Raw genomic sequence first — 14,934 nt, 5'->3', positions numbered from 1 at the left:
GATTATTAGCCTTCACCATTCGGGCGTTTACGGGCAGCAGGGCTCCCACCTAACTTCTTTGCTCCAGCCGAATTTTGAGGTGGGAGTTTTACTGTCCGGCAAATAGCGGGATAAATAAAAAACGTCAGCTTATAGGCTGACGTTTTTTATTTCATTGTGAATGTGATGAAGAAACAAATTTAAAAAATAAATGATCATGAATTGGAATAGCAGCTCCGATTCCTTGAGATGTAATATTTTTCACGACAAGTCTTTTTTGATTCCCTTTTAACACAAGGTAGACTTCTCCAAATGTTACTTTTCCTTTTTCATTTACTGCTGGTGTATACGCATATAAATATCCAATTTGACTTGGACTAATATTATAAACACGCTCATGTCCGGTACCATAACCAATGGTTGTTTTAAATGAAAGTGGCAATTGTACTTTTTCAAGCGCTTTTAGAAGCATCATTTTTTTCACATCTGTGGCATCTTTCATATCTGCTGTTAAATCACCTTCGATTGTCTTTTGGGTTTCTTGCTTATAGCGAAGTGGGTATAAGCGATCACCTCCGCGATTATCGTACACGTTGCGATTCACTTGCTTATATTCCCAATTAATCGATGTATCTATTGACTCATAATTTAATGCCCATTGACCTAAATAAATTTTCGCCCGGTATCCTACCGCAAGCGGTGCATTCGAAATTGTTGTTTCATTAAACATTCGAATTAAATCTGGATTTTCAATTTTGATATTTGCTGTTTTCAATAGTTCTTGCGCAAACTTACTTGGCTGTAAACGCGGTAAATCTTGTGCATCATTCGGAAATGTATTATCTTTTGAAATATTTAAAACAGATGAAGGCATTTTTACTTCTACCGTTGTCTTTGCAAAACTACTGTTAGGAAATAATAAGATAAACGAGACCATGGTTGAAAGACATATGCTGTATACTCGTTTCACCTGTCTGGCTCCTTCCTACATAAAGGTATATAATTTACTGTATTTATCCCGCATTAACGGGCAGTAAGATTTCCACCTTAATATTCCAATTAAACAAAGAAATTAGTTTGGAAATCAACTGCCCGTAAAAGCCCGATTGGTTCAGCTAATAATTAGCGGGAGATGGAAATCCCCCACTAATTAAAGTTTCACTTTATTGTTTTCTCTCATACGCATTGTTATCCCTATTTTTCATAATAAATAAAAACCAATTCCCATAATGACATACGCCGCTAATAAAGTGCCTCCTTCAAACCAGTTTGTATCCCCATCATTTGAAATCGCAATGGTTAAGAAAACAGCTGTAATCATAGAAACAAGTTCTGGTATTGTAAATACTAAAGGCATCTTTTGTGCAAAAAGCATCGAAAGAAGTACTAACACAGGAGCAACAAACATGGCGATTTGTAATGTAGAACCTACTGCAATTTCTACTGCGATATTCACTTTATTTTTATATGCCATAATAATCGCAGATGCATGTTCTGCTGCATTACCAACAATTGCAACGATAATAACCCCTATAAATAACTCTGACCAGCCAAACGACTTTGCGACCGTTTCAAAAGTATGTACGAGTGCCTCTGACACATAAGCAACTGCAAGTGTTGCTATCGCTAAAACGAGTAGCGCTTTACCTTTGGACCACTCTGGCTCTTCCTCATGTGCTACTTCATCACTTTTATGTTGATATACACCACGGTGCGTAACTAACTTAAATAGCAATGCAGCAAGGTACATAATAATCATGATAATAGAAACACCAATACTTAATTGATACGTCTTTCCAGCATCCATCTTCATTGAAAAAATCTCCGGAATAACAAAGGCTACGACAACAGCAAATATTAATAAAGCTGAATTATGTCTTGCATCATAAACATTGAAACTTTGCCTTTTATACTTAAGGCCACCTATAAAGAAGGATAGCCCTCCTACCAGTAATAAGTTTCCAAGTACAGAACCAGTTAAGGAAGCTAAAACAACTTCTGTTAATCCTGCCTGAAGTGCAAAAATTGAAATGATAAGTTCAACGGCATTACCGAAAGTGGCATTTAATAAACCACCTATCCGAGGCCCAGAAACGATTGCTAAACTTTCTGTCGCCCTCCCCATAAAACCAGCTAATGCAATAATAGTAATGCAGTATACAGCAAACATAATGGTTTGTGGCCAATGAAGTGTTTTTCCGATTACAGAAAGTGGTACACCTATAAGCGCTACTGTAAGAAATATTTTATTAAACATGCTTTTCATCCTTCCATCGTATGTATTTCTCCTCGATATTATTATTATTCATCTCCTAACTTGTCCGATTTCATCACAATTACGTTTAAAAAATCGGATTGAAGAAAACAGTATGAAAGATATTTAAATTATCTTGTTCAGACAGAAAAAATTACGAATTATGAAAAGAGGCTAAAAATATGCACTTAAAAGAAAAAATCGCAACTATTATTCAAGGTCAACGTACTGGTGTATTATCTACTGTACGTAACGATAAGCCACATAGCGCCTTTATGATGTTTTTCCACGAAGATTTTGTACTATATGTTGCAACAGATCGAAATTCAAAAAAGATAACAGATATCGAAAAAAATCCCAATGTACATGTACTACTTGGACGTGAAGGAAAGAAATTAGATGAAGATTACATTGAAGTTGAAGGTATAGCTTCCATCGAAGAAGATCAAACATTAAAAAACAAATTTTGGACTAATAGCTTAAAACGCTGGTTACTCGGTGCGGAAGACCCTAATTACGTACTAATAAAAATCAATCCCGATACAATTTATTACATCGATGGGGCTGGTACGACCGAGCCCGAGTTTTTACGACTTTAAAATGAAAACAAGCCCTTTAAGCGGGCTTGTTTTGTCGAAAGGTTCTTCTAAAAAAAATAATAAAATAGGTGGAACTTTCCAAAGATTCTGTTATATAATAGCAGTAACTTAAATAAACTGTATTAAAACAGATTGAGGGGAGAAATAAAAATTGATGAAAAGAGAAGAACGAAAAAACATGATTGAGTTTATTGAAAAGAAAAAAGGGATTGAACGTGACGAATTATTATTTATGACGGATGATGAAGTAGAACATATTTATAATGTAACGTACTTTTTATATGAAGAAATAGCAGAGTAGCATAATAAACCCCCACCTTATTAAAAATATAGGGCGGGGGTTTATTTCGTTATTTATACATGAGAATGATTTTCATGTATAATAATGTAAGATTGGAGGAATTTCCCTATGAGTTCATGGCTATTATTCGCACTATTATCAGCAGTTGCCGCTGCCCTCGTATCTATTTTTGGAAAGATTGGCTTAGATGGAATCGATGCCAACGTCGCAACAACGGTTCGCTCTATTATTATGGCATTATTTATGGTAGGGGTTATTATTATACAAGGTAAATTTCAAAATATCGGTGATGTTCTCTTAAATAAAAAAGCACTGCTATTTATCACATTAAGTGGAATCGCTGGTGCTTCGTCATGGCTATTTTATTTTCTTGCATTAAAAACAGGAAAAGTTTCACAAGTAGCACCTATCGATAAATTAAGTGTAGTATTTTCCATTATTCTCGCGATGATTATATTAGGTGAAAAGTTAAACTTTATGACTGGTATTGGTGTAGCCTTTATTACAGCTGGTGTATTATTTATTGCTTTCAGCTAAAAAACCGCTATTATTAGCGGTTTTTTCTTTTCCTTATGTAAATCCACACAATCAATGTTACAATTGCCGAAACTAATAAAATCCATATTCCATAATGATGTAAACTATATTCAACAAAGCGCCACTTCTCTCCCAGTTTCCAACCTAGGCCAATAAAAACACTTATCCAAATTAGTGCACCACCGTAAGCATACAAACAAAAACGCCACCATGTTAAATTTGAAACTCCAGCAAAATATGCTGTTAAATGACGTACTCCTGGTATAAAATATCCAATCATTAAAAGAAATGGACCGTATTTTTCAAATAAAATATGTGTTTTTTCAATATGATGTTCCTTAATTCTAACTTTCGGACCATATTTTTTTAAAACAGGGAGCCCAAGTTTTAAACCTAACATGTAACTTAATGTAATGCCAAGCATTGCCCCTGCCATTCCACTTAAAAAAGCAGCTGTTCCTGACATAACTCCTTTTGAAATGTTATATCCAATAAAAGTCAATAAAAACTCATCCGGTATAGGTAATCCAACAATCCCGCCAGCTAGAGCTATAATAATTCCAAAATAACCATAATGTGCGATTAACTCGCCAATATGTTGTTCCATTCGGAAGACACATCCTATACACGATCGTTATTCCATATTGTGCCCATTCTATCTTTAAGACAAACATGGTATACATATTCACTATACATTGTTTTTATAATGAACTCTACTTCTATTCCATTCCTTAAACAGAGATTTAATCAGTGGGTTTTTTATCCATCCCCACTGATTATTAGCCTGCACCAATCGGGATTAAAAAATAAAAATTCATAGGCTTGTTTTTTTGTTACAATAAAGGAAAGTTACTTTTCGCAACGGTTTAACTCTCAGGAAAAATGATATATCTAGCAAAAACGTAGTTTGGTCTATATAATGCAACTTCTACCTAATAAAGTAACATGCACCCTTTTACATACAACATCATTTTTCTAAATTATACAGGGGGAACGAACATGACCATTGAAAAACAATTTATCCAAAAGATTTACTATAAAACATTTTTAACAGAAGAAACTTCCATTCCGGTAACGGAAGTACTCGGTGAAGCATATATAAATGAATCAAAAAATGAATTCTCCAATATATCTAATATTCGCTTCGCACAAGGTGAAGTTTACTTTCAAAATAACGACTTTGAAGCTGCAATATTTAAATGGGAGAAAGTAAATAATGAACTTGCTCTCTGGGCCATGAAGAATATTGCAGATGCTTATTTCGAATTAGGTTTCTTACCAAAAGCAGAGGAACTTTATAAATCTATTCAATCAGAAGATACAACTCTTACGATGGAAGTTTCCCTACAACTTCTTTCTCTTTATATCGAGCAAGACCGTCTAGGACTGGCATTTAAGACGATTAGTGAAGCTGTTGCATTTCAACCAGACTATCCGAATATTACTGCGATTGCTCGATCGTTCTATGAAAAACAAGAAGATTGGAATAATGCTATTGAACTCGCTGTTCAAGAAGGAATTCGAACAAAATCATTACACTGGTTCGATACTTTAATAAATTATGTGAACAGAGGCTTTACTAAAAAAATTAAACCTGAGTATTTCTATGAATCTTTAAAAGCCTTATATACAATTGATCAAGTTCAATTTAAAGAGCTTGTTATTTCACTTTGGAACAGTTATCAAAATGAATCATTACATCTACCTTGGATTCAAACAATAAATCACTTATTCTTACATATTGAAGTAGACGCTAATGATGATTGGAATGAAATTTCTACTCGCTATCAAGAGACGTATTTTGAATTGATTACTGGACAATATTTCATGCACGAATTACAAGGACTTGTACCAGATTTATTAACAAATTGGTTTAGTTTAACGAAAACCGAGGATTCTTTACTTGTCTCCGCAGCAGTATTAGCATGGAATGAAGTTTCACCGACAACTCTAGAATCATTACTCGTAAAAAGCGCAGGTGCCTTACTTTCAAATGCATCAGCTCATGCAAATGTTGATATGGCAGACGTATCAGCATTATTTGAAACGATTGCTGTATGGGCTGAGAAGAATGATGTAGATTTAGGTCATCAATTCACACTACTTGTTCGTGAGTTATACGATTTAACTGTTACACAACTTCTAGTAGCAGGCGCTAGCGATTATGATAAATCAGCCTTTATTAACTCTATACTAGGAGAAAATATATTAAATGGGGCTATAACAACTTCAATTACATTTAAAGATGATAGTCAAACTGAAATAACTGAGCTTACAGAGCTAGATATACGAAATATACCAAACTTTGACGAACTTCATAACATACTAGCGGCACCTTCTCAGTCAGAACTAGAAAAAAAATGTATTGAAGTTAAATTACCAAGTAGATTTTTACGAAAAAATAAGTTTTCATTCCTTGTCACACCTACTGTGCATGGACAACTTGACAAAAACAGCTCTCACTTTGAATACTTACAGGCAGCAGACAGTCTCATCTATGTACTAAATTCAGCTTCACCATTACATGATGAAGAGCTCGATACATTATTATATATTCGTGGGCAAGTACCAAATTTACAAATTCAATTCGTCTTACAAACAATTGATACGAATACTAGTGAAAACATCACGAACAACATTAAAAAGAAAATACTCGTACATTTCCCAGAAGCACAATTTTTCCCTTACTCTCCTTCACAAGAGAGTAGTGAACAGCTAGGTAACGTAACAGACTCTATTCTTTCTAACCTTACTCAGCGTAACGTTGAAAAAGAACGCATTGAAAAATTATTATGGTTTATCCAAAAAACAATCGCATACCTTGTCAATGAACGTGTGGAATTAGAAAATACGTTAGTGAAATCCGTCCGCTGGAATAAACATATTTTAGTAAAACTTGATGGTTTTATTAATAATCTTACTGCCATCCAAAAAGATAAAATTCGTTCCATTACAGAATCTTATCTCTTAACGAAAGAAGAGATTACGCAGGATATACATTCTCAAATTCCTGAATTGTTGCAGAGTTGCTCTGATCTTGTTCAAGAAGATAGTGATTTCAAATTGGTCCATGAAGAACTAAATGTAGCAATGAATGAAAGAATTCAAAAACATGTACAGCAAGTGCTTCTCCCTAAATTTACTCAATCTATTCAAGAATGGATTGAAACTGCTCATAATGAATTCATTCAAGCTCAGGCTTATTTAGATGAAATGGGCGATACCTTTAATAAGCTCTATGAGGAAGAGCGTATTAAACTTCCTTGTGATTTCAAATTACTAGATGACTGGGATAGAGATGTTGCAAGAATGACGAATAGAATTACAGTAGCTAACATCAATATTTTATTACGCTTTACACCGACACAATTTTTCTTAAAGAGTGCAGGGAAATTATTCGGTAATATGCAAAAAAATCAATCTATGCTATCAAATAAATATAAACAATATATTGAAACAGAAGATTATACAGAAGTTGCTCAGATGATTTCAAAACAATTTTTCCTTCAATTTGAAGTATTTGAAGGTGCGCTAGAACGTGATATCATGATGTTCTTTAAAGACCCTCTTAGCATATTGAAACAAACCGTAGAAGCGGCCCAACTTGAAATACAAGAAGATGAGCAAACATTAACAAAGCTAAGAACGAACCCAGAAACTTATCATGATCCTTTAACACTCTTTAAATTGCAATTGTTACAACGAAAATTCATGTTAAATATCGACCGAAACAATGAAATCATTGCTTCACAAGAAACAATAAATAAAACACCAACTGTTTAAATAAGAAAAACCAAGCAACTAATTCGCTTGGTTTTTCTTATTTCTAATTATCCATTTTCACATGTTCAAATGGATAATATATCGCCATGAGCTTTCCTAATACTTCTGTTCTATCAATGAGCCCTAAGCCGTTCCTACTATCCCTACTAACTAAACGATTATCTCCCATCACAAAAATTTTGTTTTTAGGAATTGTAATCGGTCCAAAATCTTCAGTTAAATTGATAAGTAATTTTTCTGCCTGTTTTTTATTATTCTTTAAATACTCTTCGTTTTTCACTTGATGATTAACATATAATTGATCATTCTTCATCTCAATTACATCTCCTGGCAATCCAATAACTCTCTTCACGTAGAAATTATCTGTCTTCACGACAATAACATCCTCTCTCTCATAACTTTCCAATCTCTTTGCAAGTTTATTAATAATTACTTTATCTCCATCTTGTAACGTCGGCCTCATCGATGCGCCTTTTACAGTCGTAGGAAAAAACAAAAAGATTTTTGCCAAAAACACCACTAAGCATGCAATCGCAATTATTTCAAAGAATTCACGCAAACGTTTTTTCTTTTGCATCATTCCACCATCTCATCATCTTTTTATTTTTATTATAAGTACTCCGACTGGTGAATTTCCATAAAATTCTGAATTATAACATTGGAATATTACAAATATAAAAATAATAACCCCCATAAATTTACTATCCTTATATACTATATTTTTCATCTACTAAACAGGACTTTTTCTATGACATTCATGCTTAGAAAATATAGAATACTGCATAAGTTAAAAAACAAATATAGTAGCATAGCAATAAAAAAGATACTCTCAAAATAGTCTATCAACTATTTTTGAGAGTATCTTTTTATAATCCTACATATACGATACACATCTGCGCTGCGACATATGTAAACCAAATCCAAAGTGGTTCATACTTCAGTTTGCGCCCCCCGATATCTGTCACACCGATAATAAAATCAGAAATCACAAACAATAAGCCACCAAGTGCTGGCGCCCACCATATTCCTGTATTCTCGTAATATAAGGCGAATGCAAAACATGCCATTCCTCCAACCCACAAACCGTAAATTAGAGCCCCAATCGTAAACAATTTATCCTGTTTTTCATTTCGGATAAAAAAGAACCATCCTATAATTAGAAAGAGTCCGTATACGAGTAAACCAATCCAAAAACCATTCCATGAAATACCTGTTTGTAAAAATGCTTTCACATAGAAACAATGTGCAAGAGCGAAAGTAACCATTCCTCCAATTAATCGATGACCAATTGGAATTAATCCTGCCATAAATAAATCCCCTACAGTTGACAATGTCATACCGAGTGCAACCCACGTACTGTACTCAACCGATGGATCTTGTAACCATATCCAAATTGCACTTCCTGTTAAAGAAAAACTAAGAATAAGACGAACCGCTAAAGGTAACGGCATATTATTTCTCGTTCTTTTCGTCTGTCCTATTGCATAAATTGCTCCCATTAAAAAAAGAATAACTTGCCCGACTAACACAATGTAAAGTACATTCATAATATGTTCTCCTCAATAAATGCTTTTTCTATCTTTTTTTCGTTACATATAGCACGTTCTCCTTTTTCTATGTAAAAAAAGAAGAACAATACTGTTCTTCCATTTTAATCGTTTTTCTGTTCTCTATGCTAGTTGTTTTTCTTGCTCAACTTTCTTTTTAACCGGGTTACGATTTACTACAATAATTCCCGCTGCAACACATGCTAAACCAAATAGTACAAAGGAATGAATTGCTTCCCCTAAAATCAGACTTGATAGTAGCACACCAAACACTGGTATAAAGAACATATACATCGAGACTTTCCCTACTTTGTTATACTTCATAATTGTATTCCATATACAGAATCCCGCTGCTGATAAGAACGATAAATATATGAGCATAAGTATTGCATGTAGATTAAATACGAATGGCATCATTCCAACTTGAAATGCACCTATACATATCAAACCAATTGATCCGAAAATCATCTGATATGCTGTCATATACCCAATATCTAACGTTTTACTACCTTCTTTCGCTAATATGTTTCCATACGAATACATCATCGCTGCTCCAAGAAGTAATAAGCTACCTATTCCAAAATGGAATGATAAACTTCCATCACTCGGTACATTCACTAAAATCACACCGCAAAAACCGATAGCTACTCCAATTACTTTTCTCCTATTTAGAGCATCATCTTTATATAAAAAGTGTGCGAGTAAAATTTGAAAGAATGATGATGTTCCTGAAATAATCGCTCCTTCAATTCCTGAGCTGTAACTCATTCCAATATAAAAACATATATATTGAAGAAAAGTTTGAAACAAGCCAATTTGAACTAACTGCTTTCCTGTTCCTTTTTTGAACTTCATATCTTTTCCTAACGCTTTAAAAAATAATAAGAGCATTACACCAGATAAGAAAAAGCGATAGCCAGCAAATAATATTTGTTCCCCGACTTCTTGTGGCTGAATTCCAAGTTCAACATAGCTTAATTTAATAAAGGGAAATGCGCTTCCCCATAAAAATGTTGCTACTATTGCAGCAATAAACACGCCAATCGGATGGGTAAAAAATTTCTCTGTCTTCAACTTGATGTCTTCCTTTCCGACCTTTTTATGAACAATATTCATATATACCAAAGGAAATGCGAAAACACAAGTTTTCAGTTTATCCCGCTATTCACCGGGCAGTAAAACTCCCACCTCCAAATTCGGCTGGGGCAAAGAAGTTAGGTGGGAGCCCTGCTGCCCGTAAAAGCCCGATTGGTGAAGGCTAATAATCAGTGGGGGATGAACAAAACCCCCACTAATTAAAGTTTCACTTTATACTAAAACAAAAACATATCATCTAAGAAAAACATATGCTATACTATAGAATAATTACAATATAATAACTATTAAAATCAGATTCAACAGAAATGCTGCTATCCATTATGGATGGCAGCTTTCGTCGTTTTATAGGGGTTTCGATTTTGATTCTTTTTCTCAATAAGAATTTGGAAGGAGCGAGTATTCATGAACGCAGAAGTAAAAACATTACAAGCACAAAAAGATATTTCTCATCCCTCTTTATGGGATACATTAAAGAAACATTATGAACTTATATTTGCAATCGCATCTGGTATTTTTATTTTAGCTGGCTGGTTATTCACAAAAAATGATGCAATAAGTGCAGGTATTACTTTCTATATCCTTGCTTATGTAATTGGAGGATTTGCAAAAGCGAAAGAAGGTATTGCAGACTCAATTGAAGAGAAAGAGCTAAATGTTGAAATGCTCATGATTTTTGCAGCTATCGGCGCCGCAGTTATCGGTTACTGGGCAGAAGGTGCTATTTTAATCTTCATCTTTGCATTAAGCGGAGCAATGGAATCTTATACATTAAGTAAAAGCCAAAAAGAAATTTCAGCGCTTCTTGACTTACAACCTGAAGAAGCATTACGTATTTCAAACGGAATTGAGGAACGTATTCCAGTTGGACAATTACAAATTAACGATATTATTTTAATTAAGCCAGGTGAGCGTGTTCCTGCTGATGGCACAATTCATACTGGTGAAACAAATATTGATGAAGCTGCTATTACAGGAGAACCTATTCCAAATGAGAAAAAATTCGGTGATGAAGTATTTGCTGGCACTGTAAATTTACGTGGAGCTATTGAAGTTAAAATTACGAAGCCGAGCGATCAAACATTATTCCAAAAGATTATTCGTCTCGTTCAAAGTGCACAAAGCGAAAAATCACCATCACAACTATTCATCGAAAAATTTGAAGGAACATACGTAAAAGGTGTACTACTTGTTGTTGCGCTTATGATGTTCGTTCCTCATTTCTTACTTGATTGGAGTTGGAATGAAACGTTTTATCGCGCTATGATCTTACTTGTAGTCGCTTCTCCTTGCGCACTAGTTGCAGCCATTACACCGGCAACTTTATCAGCGATTTCAAACGGAGCGAGAAACGGTATTCTCTTTAAAGGTGGTATTCATTTAGAACGTCTAGCTTCAGTAAAGGCGATTGCCTTTGATAAAACAGGAACATTAACACAAGGAAAACCTACTGTAACAGATGTATATGTTCGAGAAGGCATAGCAGAAAGTGAAGTACTTTCTATTACAGCAGCGATTGAAAGTCACTCTACACATCCTTTAGCAGAAGCGATTGTTAAATATGCAAAACATGCTTACGACATTACGATAAAAAAACCAGAAAACGTTGAAGATGTAACTGGTTTTGGATTAAAAGGAATATTAGAAAACAAAGCTTATAAAATTGGTAAAGCTGATTTTATCGGGGAAGAAATAAAAACATTCCATAATGGCATTTCTGCTTCACTTGAAAAAGAGGGGAAAACTGTCGTTTATATTAGTGATGAAGATGGTATTCTTGGACTGATCGCTTTAAAAGATACCCTTCGCCAAGAAACGATAGCGGCTATTCGTGATTTGCAAAGCATTGGTGTCGAAGCAATCATGATTACTGGTGATAATGAAGAAACAGCAAAAGCAATTGCCAATGAAAGTAATATAAAAGAATATTACGCATCATGTTTACCGGAAACAAAAGTTGAAACGATAAAGCAGTTAAAAGAAAAGTATGGCATAGTCGCCATGGTTGGAGATGGTATAAACGATGCACCTGCCCTCGCTACTGCTAGTATTGGTGTTGCAATGGGTGAAGGAACAGACGTAGCATTAGAGACTGCAGACGTTGTTCTTATGAAAAACGAATTATCTCGTCTCTCTCAAGCAATCCGTTTATCAAAACGAATGAACCGTATTGTGAAGCAAAACGTTATCTTCTCTTTAGCTGTCATTGCAATGCTGATTTGTTCAAATTTTTTACAGTTTTTAGCTCTTCCCTTCGGTGTTATTGGACATGAAGGAAGTACCATCCTTGTCATTTTGAATGGTTTACGATTATTAAAAGGAAATAAATAACGGGTCCCTGATGAAGGACCCGTTTTTTTTAATGGTAGCTATTATGACCGTTCGCACTGCTGCTTGTTTTATGCTTTGGATGCGAACTGCTCTTTTGTTTATTGTTGCTTTTATTATTGTGGTTCTTTTTATTATTACTCATGAAATATCCCCCCTGTTCCCTTTTATTATGGAACAAGAGCTCATTTTTCATTACGGGAATTATTGTCACCCGTTCTATAATGATGGAGTAAACCATTAATTTCACCGCCAAGTAAAATTACCCACGCAGTTAAGTAAAACCATAACATTAAAATAATGATACCACCGAGACCACCATATGTATTAGCGTAATTTGCAAATTTATCTACATAATAGGCAAATGAGTACGATACCACAATCCACCCTACAGTAGCAAATAAAGCCCCCGATATGACTTCTCTTCGCTTTAATTTCCGATCAGGTGCAAACGTATATAAAAAGCTAAACAAAGCGACCAAAACGAAGAAACTCGCTACTAAACGTGCAATACTCCACACATAAGCAAAACTATCCGATAAACCAATTGCTTTAAACACTGCTGCACCAATTACTTGTCCGAATACTGGAACAATTAGCGCAAACACAATCATAAAAATAATAGCTAATGTAAACACAATTGATAAAGCTCTTGTTTTAATAAAGGAGCGTGTTTCTGTTACATCATAAGCACGGTTAAAAGCATTCATAATCGCATTTACTCCATTAGAAGCAAACCATAACATCGATAGTAAACCGAATGATAATAAACCACCATTTTGTTCGTTTACAACTTTATCTACGTTTACTTCAATTAAGTTCATCGCATCTTCTGGTACGTACGGTTCTAATAAATTGAGCACACTTTCTGTTTGAAGGTCAATAAAGCCAAGAAGCGTAATTAAGAAAACAAGCCCAGGGAAAATCGCAAGCAAGAAGAAATAAGCGAGCTGTGCTGCTAAGCCCGCTACATCATCGCGCATCGTCCGGTCATATAAATCTTTCCCAAACGAAAAAGTGCGATTTCTTTTTGCTTTTTCTAGAAATTTTTTCATATGTTTTAGACGCTTTTCTTCTCTTCTTTATTTTGCTTTAGCTCAATGTATGCTTCAGTTTTTTTTTCCTCTGCATTTGAGTCCTTCATAAATAATTCACGCGCTTCTTTCATACCACCATCTGCAGCTACCACTGGCTCTTCTTCTGCTTTAAGCTCATCTACCTTTGGAGATACAGCTTGAATTTCAATCGTTTCCGGCTTTTCTACTGGAACAATTTTTTTCTTACTAAAAATTTCTTTCGTTTCTTTTAACGTTTCTACAACAGACGGCGTCAATTTTTTAATTTCTGCTACTTTCGCTTTCACTACATTGAAATCAGCAAGTTCGCGTCCTTTATCTGTAACAGTTTGCACTTTTTCTTTTATCTTCGCATTTTCACCAATTTCAATCATCTTTGTTTTTGCTTTTTCTGCCGTATTTTTTACTTTTTCACGGTTTTCTTTCTTTAACATAGATACAGCTACACCTGCAGCTACACCAATCGCAATGTTTCGAGCAATATTATTTTTCTTTGCCATATTCCTTCACCCTTTCATTTCTTATATTAGAAAGTATTACTTTCTAAGCTTCCTCATATTCCTTGTTCATTTCGAATGAAAGCTAATAGCTTTACACACCCTTCTGTTACAAGGTCATACACTTCTTGGAAGTTCCCTGTAAAGTAAGGGTCAGGAACGTCTGTCCAGCCACCGTCTGGAACAAAATCGGACAGTCTACCAATATAGCCTCCAGTTTTATCAAAACTTTTTAAATCCGCTATATTCTTGTTGTCCATGGCAATAATATAATCAAACTTTGTTAAGTCTTCTTTTTCTACTTGCCGTGCTTTAATTCCTTCAAAAGAGACTTCATTTTCTTTTAAAATTTTTTGTGTTCCTTTATGTGGTGGATGACCAATATGCCAATCTCCAGTTCCTGCAGAATCAATGACAATTTTCTCTTCGAGTCCCTCTTTTACGACAAGATCTCGAAAAATTGCTTCTGCCATTGGAGAACGACAAATGTTCCCAAGACAAACAAACAATACCCGGACCATATTTTTGTTTCTTCCCTTCTTGGTGCATTTCTTACTATATACTTATATAGTATAAACAACCAATTATTAAATATAAAGGAAATCCCTACTAATTTAATAGGATTGAAAAGTTTCATTAACGAAAATGATAAAAAAATGTTAAGATAACCTTATGTTATTTTAAAGGGGGACACTTCGGTGGATTTATCCGTAAAATCAGAAGCAAACGTTGAATATATGGTAGAAGCTATTAAAGAAAAATTACGCATGGTTAATGCTGGAGCAATGAGAGCTGCTAGTTTTAACGCAGAAATGTACGAGGACTTACGTGACATTTATGAGCATGTTATGAAACGTGAAACATTCAGTATTAGTGAAATGCAAGCTATTACTGAGGAATTAGGTACATTAATTAAAAAATAACAAAGAGCCTCACGT

15 protein-coding genes are annotated in these 14,934 nt (G+C 34.6%); 6 read left to right on the top strand and 9 right to left on the bottom strand.

Annotated elements, in window-relative coordinates; translation table 11 throughout:
• Positions 1 to 151 precede the first annotated feature (151 nt).
• Both MHI07_RS02285 and cax read right to left on the bottom strand, forming a co-directional pair.
• Entirely contained in the window at positions 152 to 949 is a 798-nt protein-coding gene (locus MHI07_RS02285; RefSeq protein WP_002159405.1) for a YfkD famly protein, read from the bottom strand.
• 231 nt (positions 950 to 1,180) lie between these two features.
• Positions 1,181 to 2,236: a calcium/proton exchanger gene (gene cax, locus MHI07_RS02280; RefSeq protein WP_002159406.1), complete on the bottom strand. Its 1,056-nt coding sequence runs from the start codon at positions 2,234 to 2,236 to the stop codon at positions 1,181 to 1,183.
• Positions 2,237 to 2,415: 179 nt separating this feature from the next.
• Here cax and MHI07_RS02275 point away from each other — a divergent pair, with 179 nt between their 5' ends.
• From MHI07_RS02275 to MHI07_RS02265, 3 genes are all read left to right on the top strand, one after another.
• Positions 2,416 to 2,832 carry a pyridoxamine 5'-phosphate oxidase family protein gene (locus MHI07_RS02275; protein ID WP_002125015.1) on the top strand — a complete coding sequence of 139 codons (417 nt, stop codon included), beginning with the start codon at positions 2,416 to 2,418 and terminating at the stop codon, positions 2,830 to 2,832.
• A gap of 154 nt (positions 2,833 to 2,986) precedes the next feature.
• Positions 2,987 to 3,133 carry a BH0509 family protein gene (locus MHI07_RS02270; protein WP_000817786.1) on the top strand — a complete coding sequence of 49 codons (147 nt, stop codon included), beginning with the start codon at positions 2,987 to 2,989 and terminating at the stop codon, positions 3,131 to 3,133.
• A 108-nt stretch (positions 3,134 to 3,241) separates the two neighbouring features.
• Positions 3,242 to 3,670: an EamA family transporter gene (locus MHI07_RS02265; RefSeq protein WP_340821733.1), complete on the top strand. Its 429-nt coding sequence runs from the start codon at positions 3,242 to 3,244 to the stop codon at positions 3,668 to 3,670.
• Positions 3,671 to 3,683: 13 nt separating this feature from the next.
• On the opposite strand, the gene MHI07_RS02260 is transcribed toward MHI07_RS02265, so the two are convergent.
• Positions 3,684 to 4,277 (bottom strand): DedA family protein, encoded by a 594-nt coding sequence (locus tag MHI07_RS02260; protein WP_078180151.1) that lies wholly within the window; start codon positions 4,275 to 4,277, stop codon positions 3,684 to 3,686.
• A gap of 392 nt (positions 4,278 to 4,669) precedes the next feature.
• Here MHI07_RS02260 and MHI07_RS02255 point away from each other — a divergent pair, with 392 nt between their 5' ends.
• Complete coding sequence (locus MHI07_RS02255) at positions 4,670 to 7,453, top strand: tetratricopeptide repeat protein (RefSeq protein ID WP_340821731.1); 2,784 nt, start codon at positions 4,670 to 4,672, stop codon at positions 7,451 to 7,453.
• 43 nt (positions 7,454 to 7,496) lie between these two features.
• On the opposite strand, the gene lepB is transcribed toward MHI07_RS02255, so the two are convergent.
• From lepB to MHI07_RS02240, 3 genes are all read right to left on the bottom strand, one after another.
• A complete protein-coding gene (lepB, locus tag MHI07_RS02250; protein WP_340821729.1) occupies positions 7,497 to 8,033 on the bottom strand; it encodes a signal peptidase I in 537 nt (178 codons plus the stop codon).
• Between the two features lie 286 nt (positions 8,034 to 8,319).
• Positions 8,320 to 9,000 (bottom strand): lysoplasmalogenase, encoded by a 681-nt coding sequence (locus tag MHI07_RS02245; RefSeq protein ID WP_340821727.1) that lies wholly within the window; start codon positions 8,998 to 9,000, stop codon positions 8,320 to 8,322.
• A 123-nt stretch (positions 9,001 to 9,123) separates the two neighbouring features.
• On the bottom strand, positions 9,124 to 10,074 hold the full coding sequence (locus MHI07_RS02240; protein ID WP_340821725.1) for a DMT family transporter: 951 nt from the start codon (positions 10,072 to 10,074) through the stop codon (positions 9,124 to 9,126).
• A 426-nt stretch (positions 10,075 to 10,500) separates the two neighbouring features.
• On the opposite strand from MHI07_RS02240, the gene MHI07_RS02235 reads away from it, so the two are divergent.
• Positions 10,501 to 12,426 (top strand): heavy metal translocating P-type ATPase, encoded by a 1,926-nt coding sequence (locus tag MHI07_RS02235; protein WP_340821723.1) that lies wholly within the window; start codon positions 10,501 to 10,503, stop codon positions 12,424 to 12,426.
• A gap of 182 nt (positions 12,427 to 12,608) precedes the next feature.
• Here the strand turns inward: MHI07_RS02235 and MHI07_RS02230 are convergent, their stop codons facing one another.
• The 3 genes from MHI07_RS02230 to MHI07_RS02220 are packed head-to-tail and all read right to left on the bottom strand — an operon-like array spanning position 12,609 to position 14,517.
• Positions 12,609 to 13,478, bottom strand: coding sequence for a YihY/virulence factor BrkB family protein (locus tag MHI07_RS02230; RefSeq protein ID WP_002113728.1), 870 nt, complete (start codon positions 13,476 to 13,478; stop codon positions 12,609 to 12,611).
• 5 nt (positions 13,479 to 13,483) lie between these two features.
• Positions 13,484 to 13,999, bottom strand: coding sequence for a DUF4075 domain-containing protein (locus MHI07_RS02225; RefSeq protein ID WP_078173510.1), 516 nt, complete (start codon positions 13,997 to 13,999; stop codon positions 13,484 to 13,486).
• 53 nt (positions 14,000 to 14,052) lie between these two features.
• The gene (locus MHI07_RS02220; RefSeq protein ID WP_002159414.1) at positions 14,053 to 14,517 is read right to left on the bottom strand and encodes a low molecular weight protein-tyrosine-phosphatase; all 465 of its coding nucleotides are present in this window, start codon (positions 14,515 to 14,517) and stop codon (positions 14,053 to 14,055) included.
• Positions 14,518 to 14,694: 177 nt separating this feature from the next.
• Here MHI07_RS02220 and MHI07_RS02215 point away from each other — a divergent pair, with 177 nt between their 5' ends.
• Positions 14,695 to 14,919, top strand: coding sequence for a DUF1128 domain-containing protein (locus tag MHI07_RS02215; RefSeq protein ID WP_002113714.1), 225 nt, complete (start codon positions 14,695 to 14,697; stop codon positions 14,917 to 14,919).
• Positions 14,920 to 14,934: the final 15 nt, after the last annotated feature.

Origin of the sequence: Bacillus sp. FSL H8-0545, assembly GCF_038006105.1 — a bacterium.
Taxonomy (GTDB): Bacteria; Bacillota; Bacilli; order Bacillales; family Bacillaceae_G; genus Bacillus_A; species Bacillus_A cereus_U.
This window is presented reverse-complemented; position numbering and strand designations above follow the sequence as displayed.

Bases quoted from the DNA above. Each gene is read 5' to 3' on its own strand.
- cax (WP_002159406.1), bottom strand. From the start codon at position 2,236: ATGTTTAATAAAATATTTCTTACAGTAGCGCTTATAGGTGTACCACTT.
- MHI07_RS02275 (WP_002125015.1), top strand. From the start codon at position 2,416: ATGCACTTAAAAGAAAAAATCGCAACTATTATTCAAGGTCAACGTACT.
- MHI07_RS02270 (WP_000817786.1), top strand. From the start codon at position 2,987: ATGAAAAGAGAAGAACGAAAAAACATGATTGAGTTTATTGAAAAGAAA.
- MHI07_RS02265 (WP_340821733.1), top strand. From the start codon at position 3,242: ATGAGTTCATGGCTATTATTCGCACTATTATCAGCAGTTGCCGCTGCC.
- MHI07_RS02260 (WP_078180151.1), bottom strand. From the start codon at position 4,277: ATGGAACAACATATTGGCGAGTTAATCGCACATTATGGTTATTTTGGA.
- MHI07_RS02255 (WP_340821731.1), top strand. From the start codon at position 4,670: ATGACCATTGAAAAACAATTTATCCAAAAGATTTACTATAAAACATTT.
- lepB (WP_340821729.1), bottom strand. From the start codon at position 8,033: ATGATGCAAAAGAAAAAACGTTTGCGTGAATTCTTTGAAATAATTGCG.
- MHI07_RS02245 (WP_340821727.1), bottom strand. From the start codon at position 9,000: ATGAATGTACTTTACATTGTGTTAGTCGGGCAAGTTATTCTTTTTTTA.
- MHI07_RS02235 (WP_340821723.1), top strand. From the start codon at position 10,501: ATGAACGCAGAAGTAAAAACATTACAAGCACAAAAAGATATTTCTCAT.
- MHI07_RS02230 (WP_002113728.1), bottom strand. From the start codon at position 13,478: ATGAAAAAATTTCTAGAAAAAGCAAAAAGAAATCGCACTTTTTCGTTT.
- MHI07_RS02225 (WP_078173510.1), bottom strand. From the start codon at position 13,999: ATGGCAAAGAAAAATAATATTGCTCGAAACATTGCGATTGGTGTAGCT.
- MHI07_RS02220 (WP_002159414.1), bottom strand. From the start codon at position 14,517: ATGGTCCGGGTATTGTTTGTTTGTCTTGGGAACATTTGTCGTTCTCCA.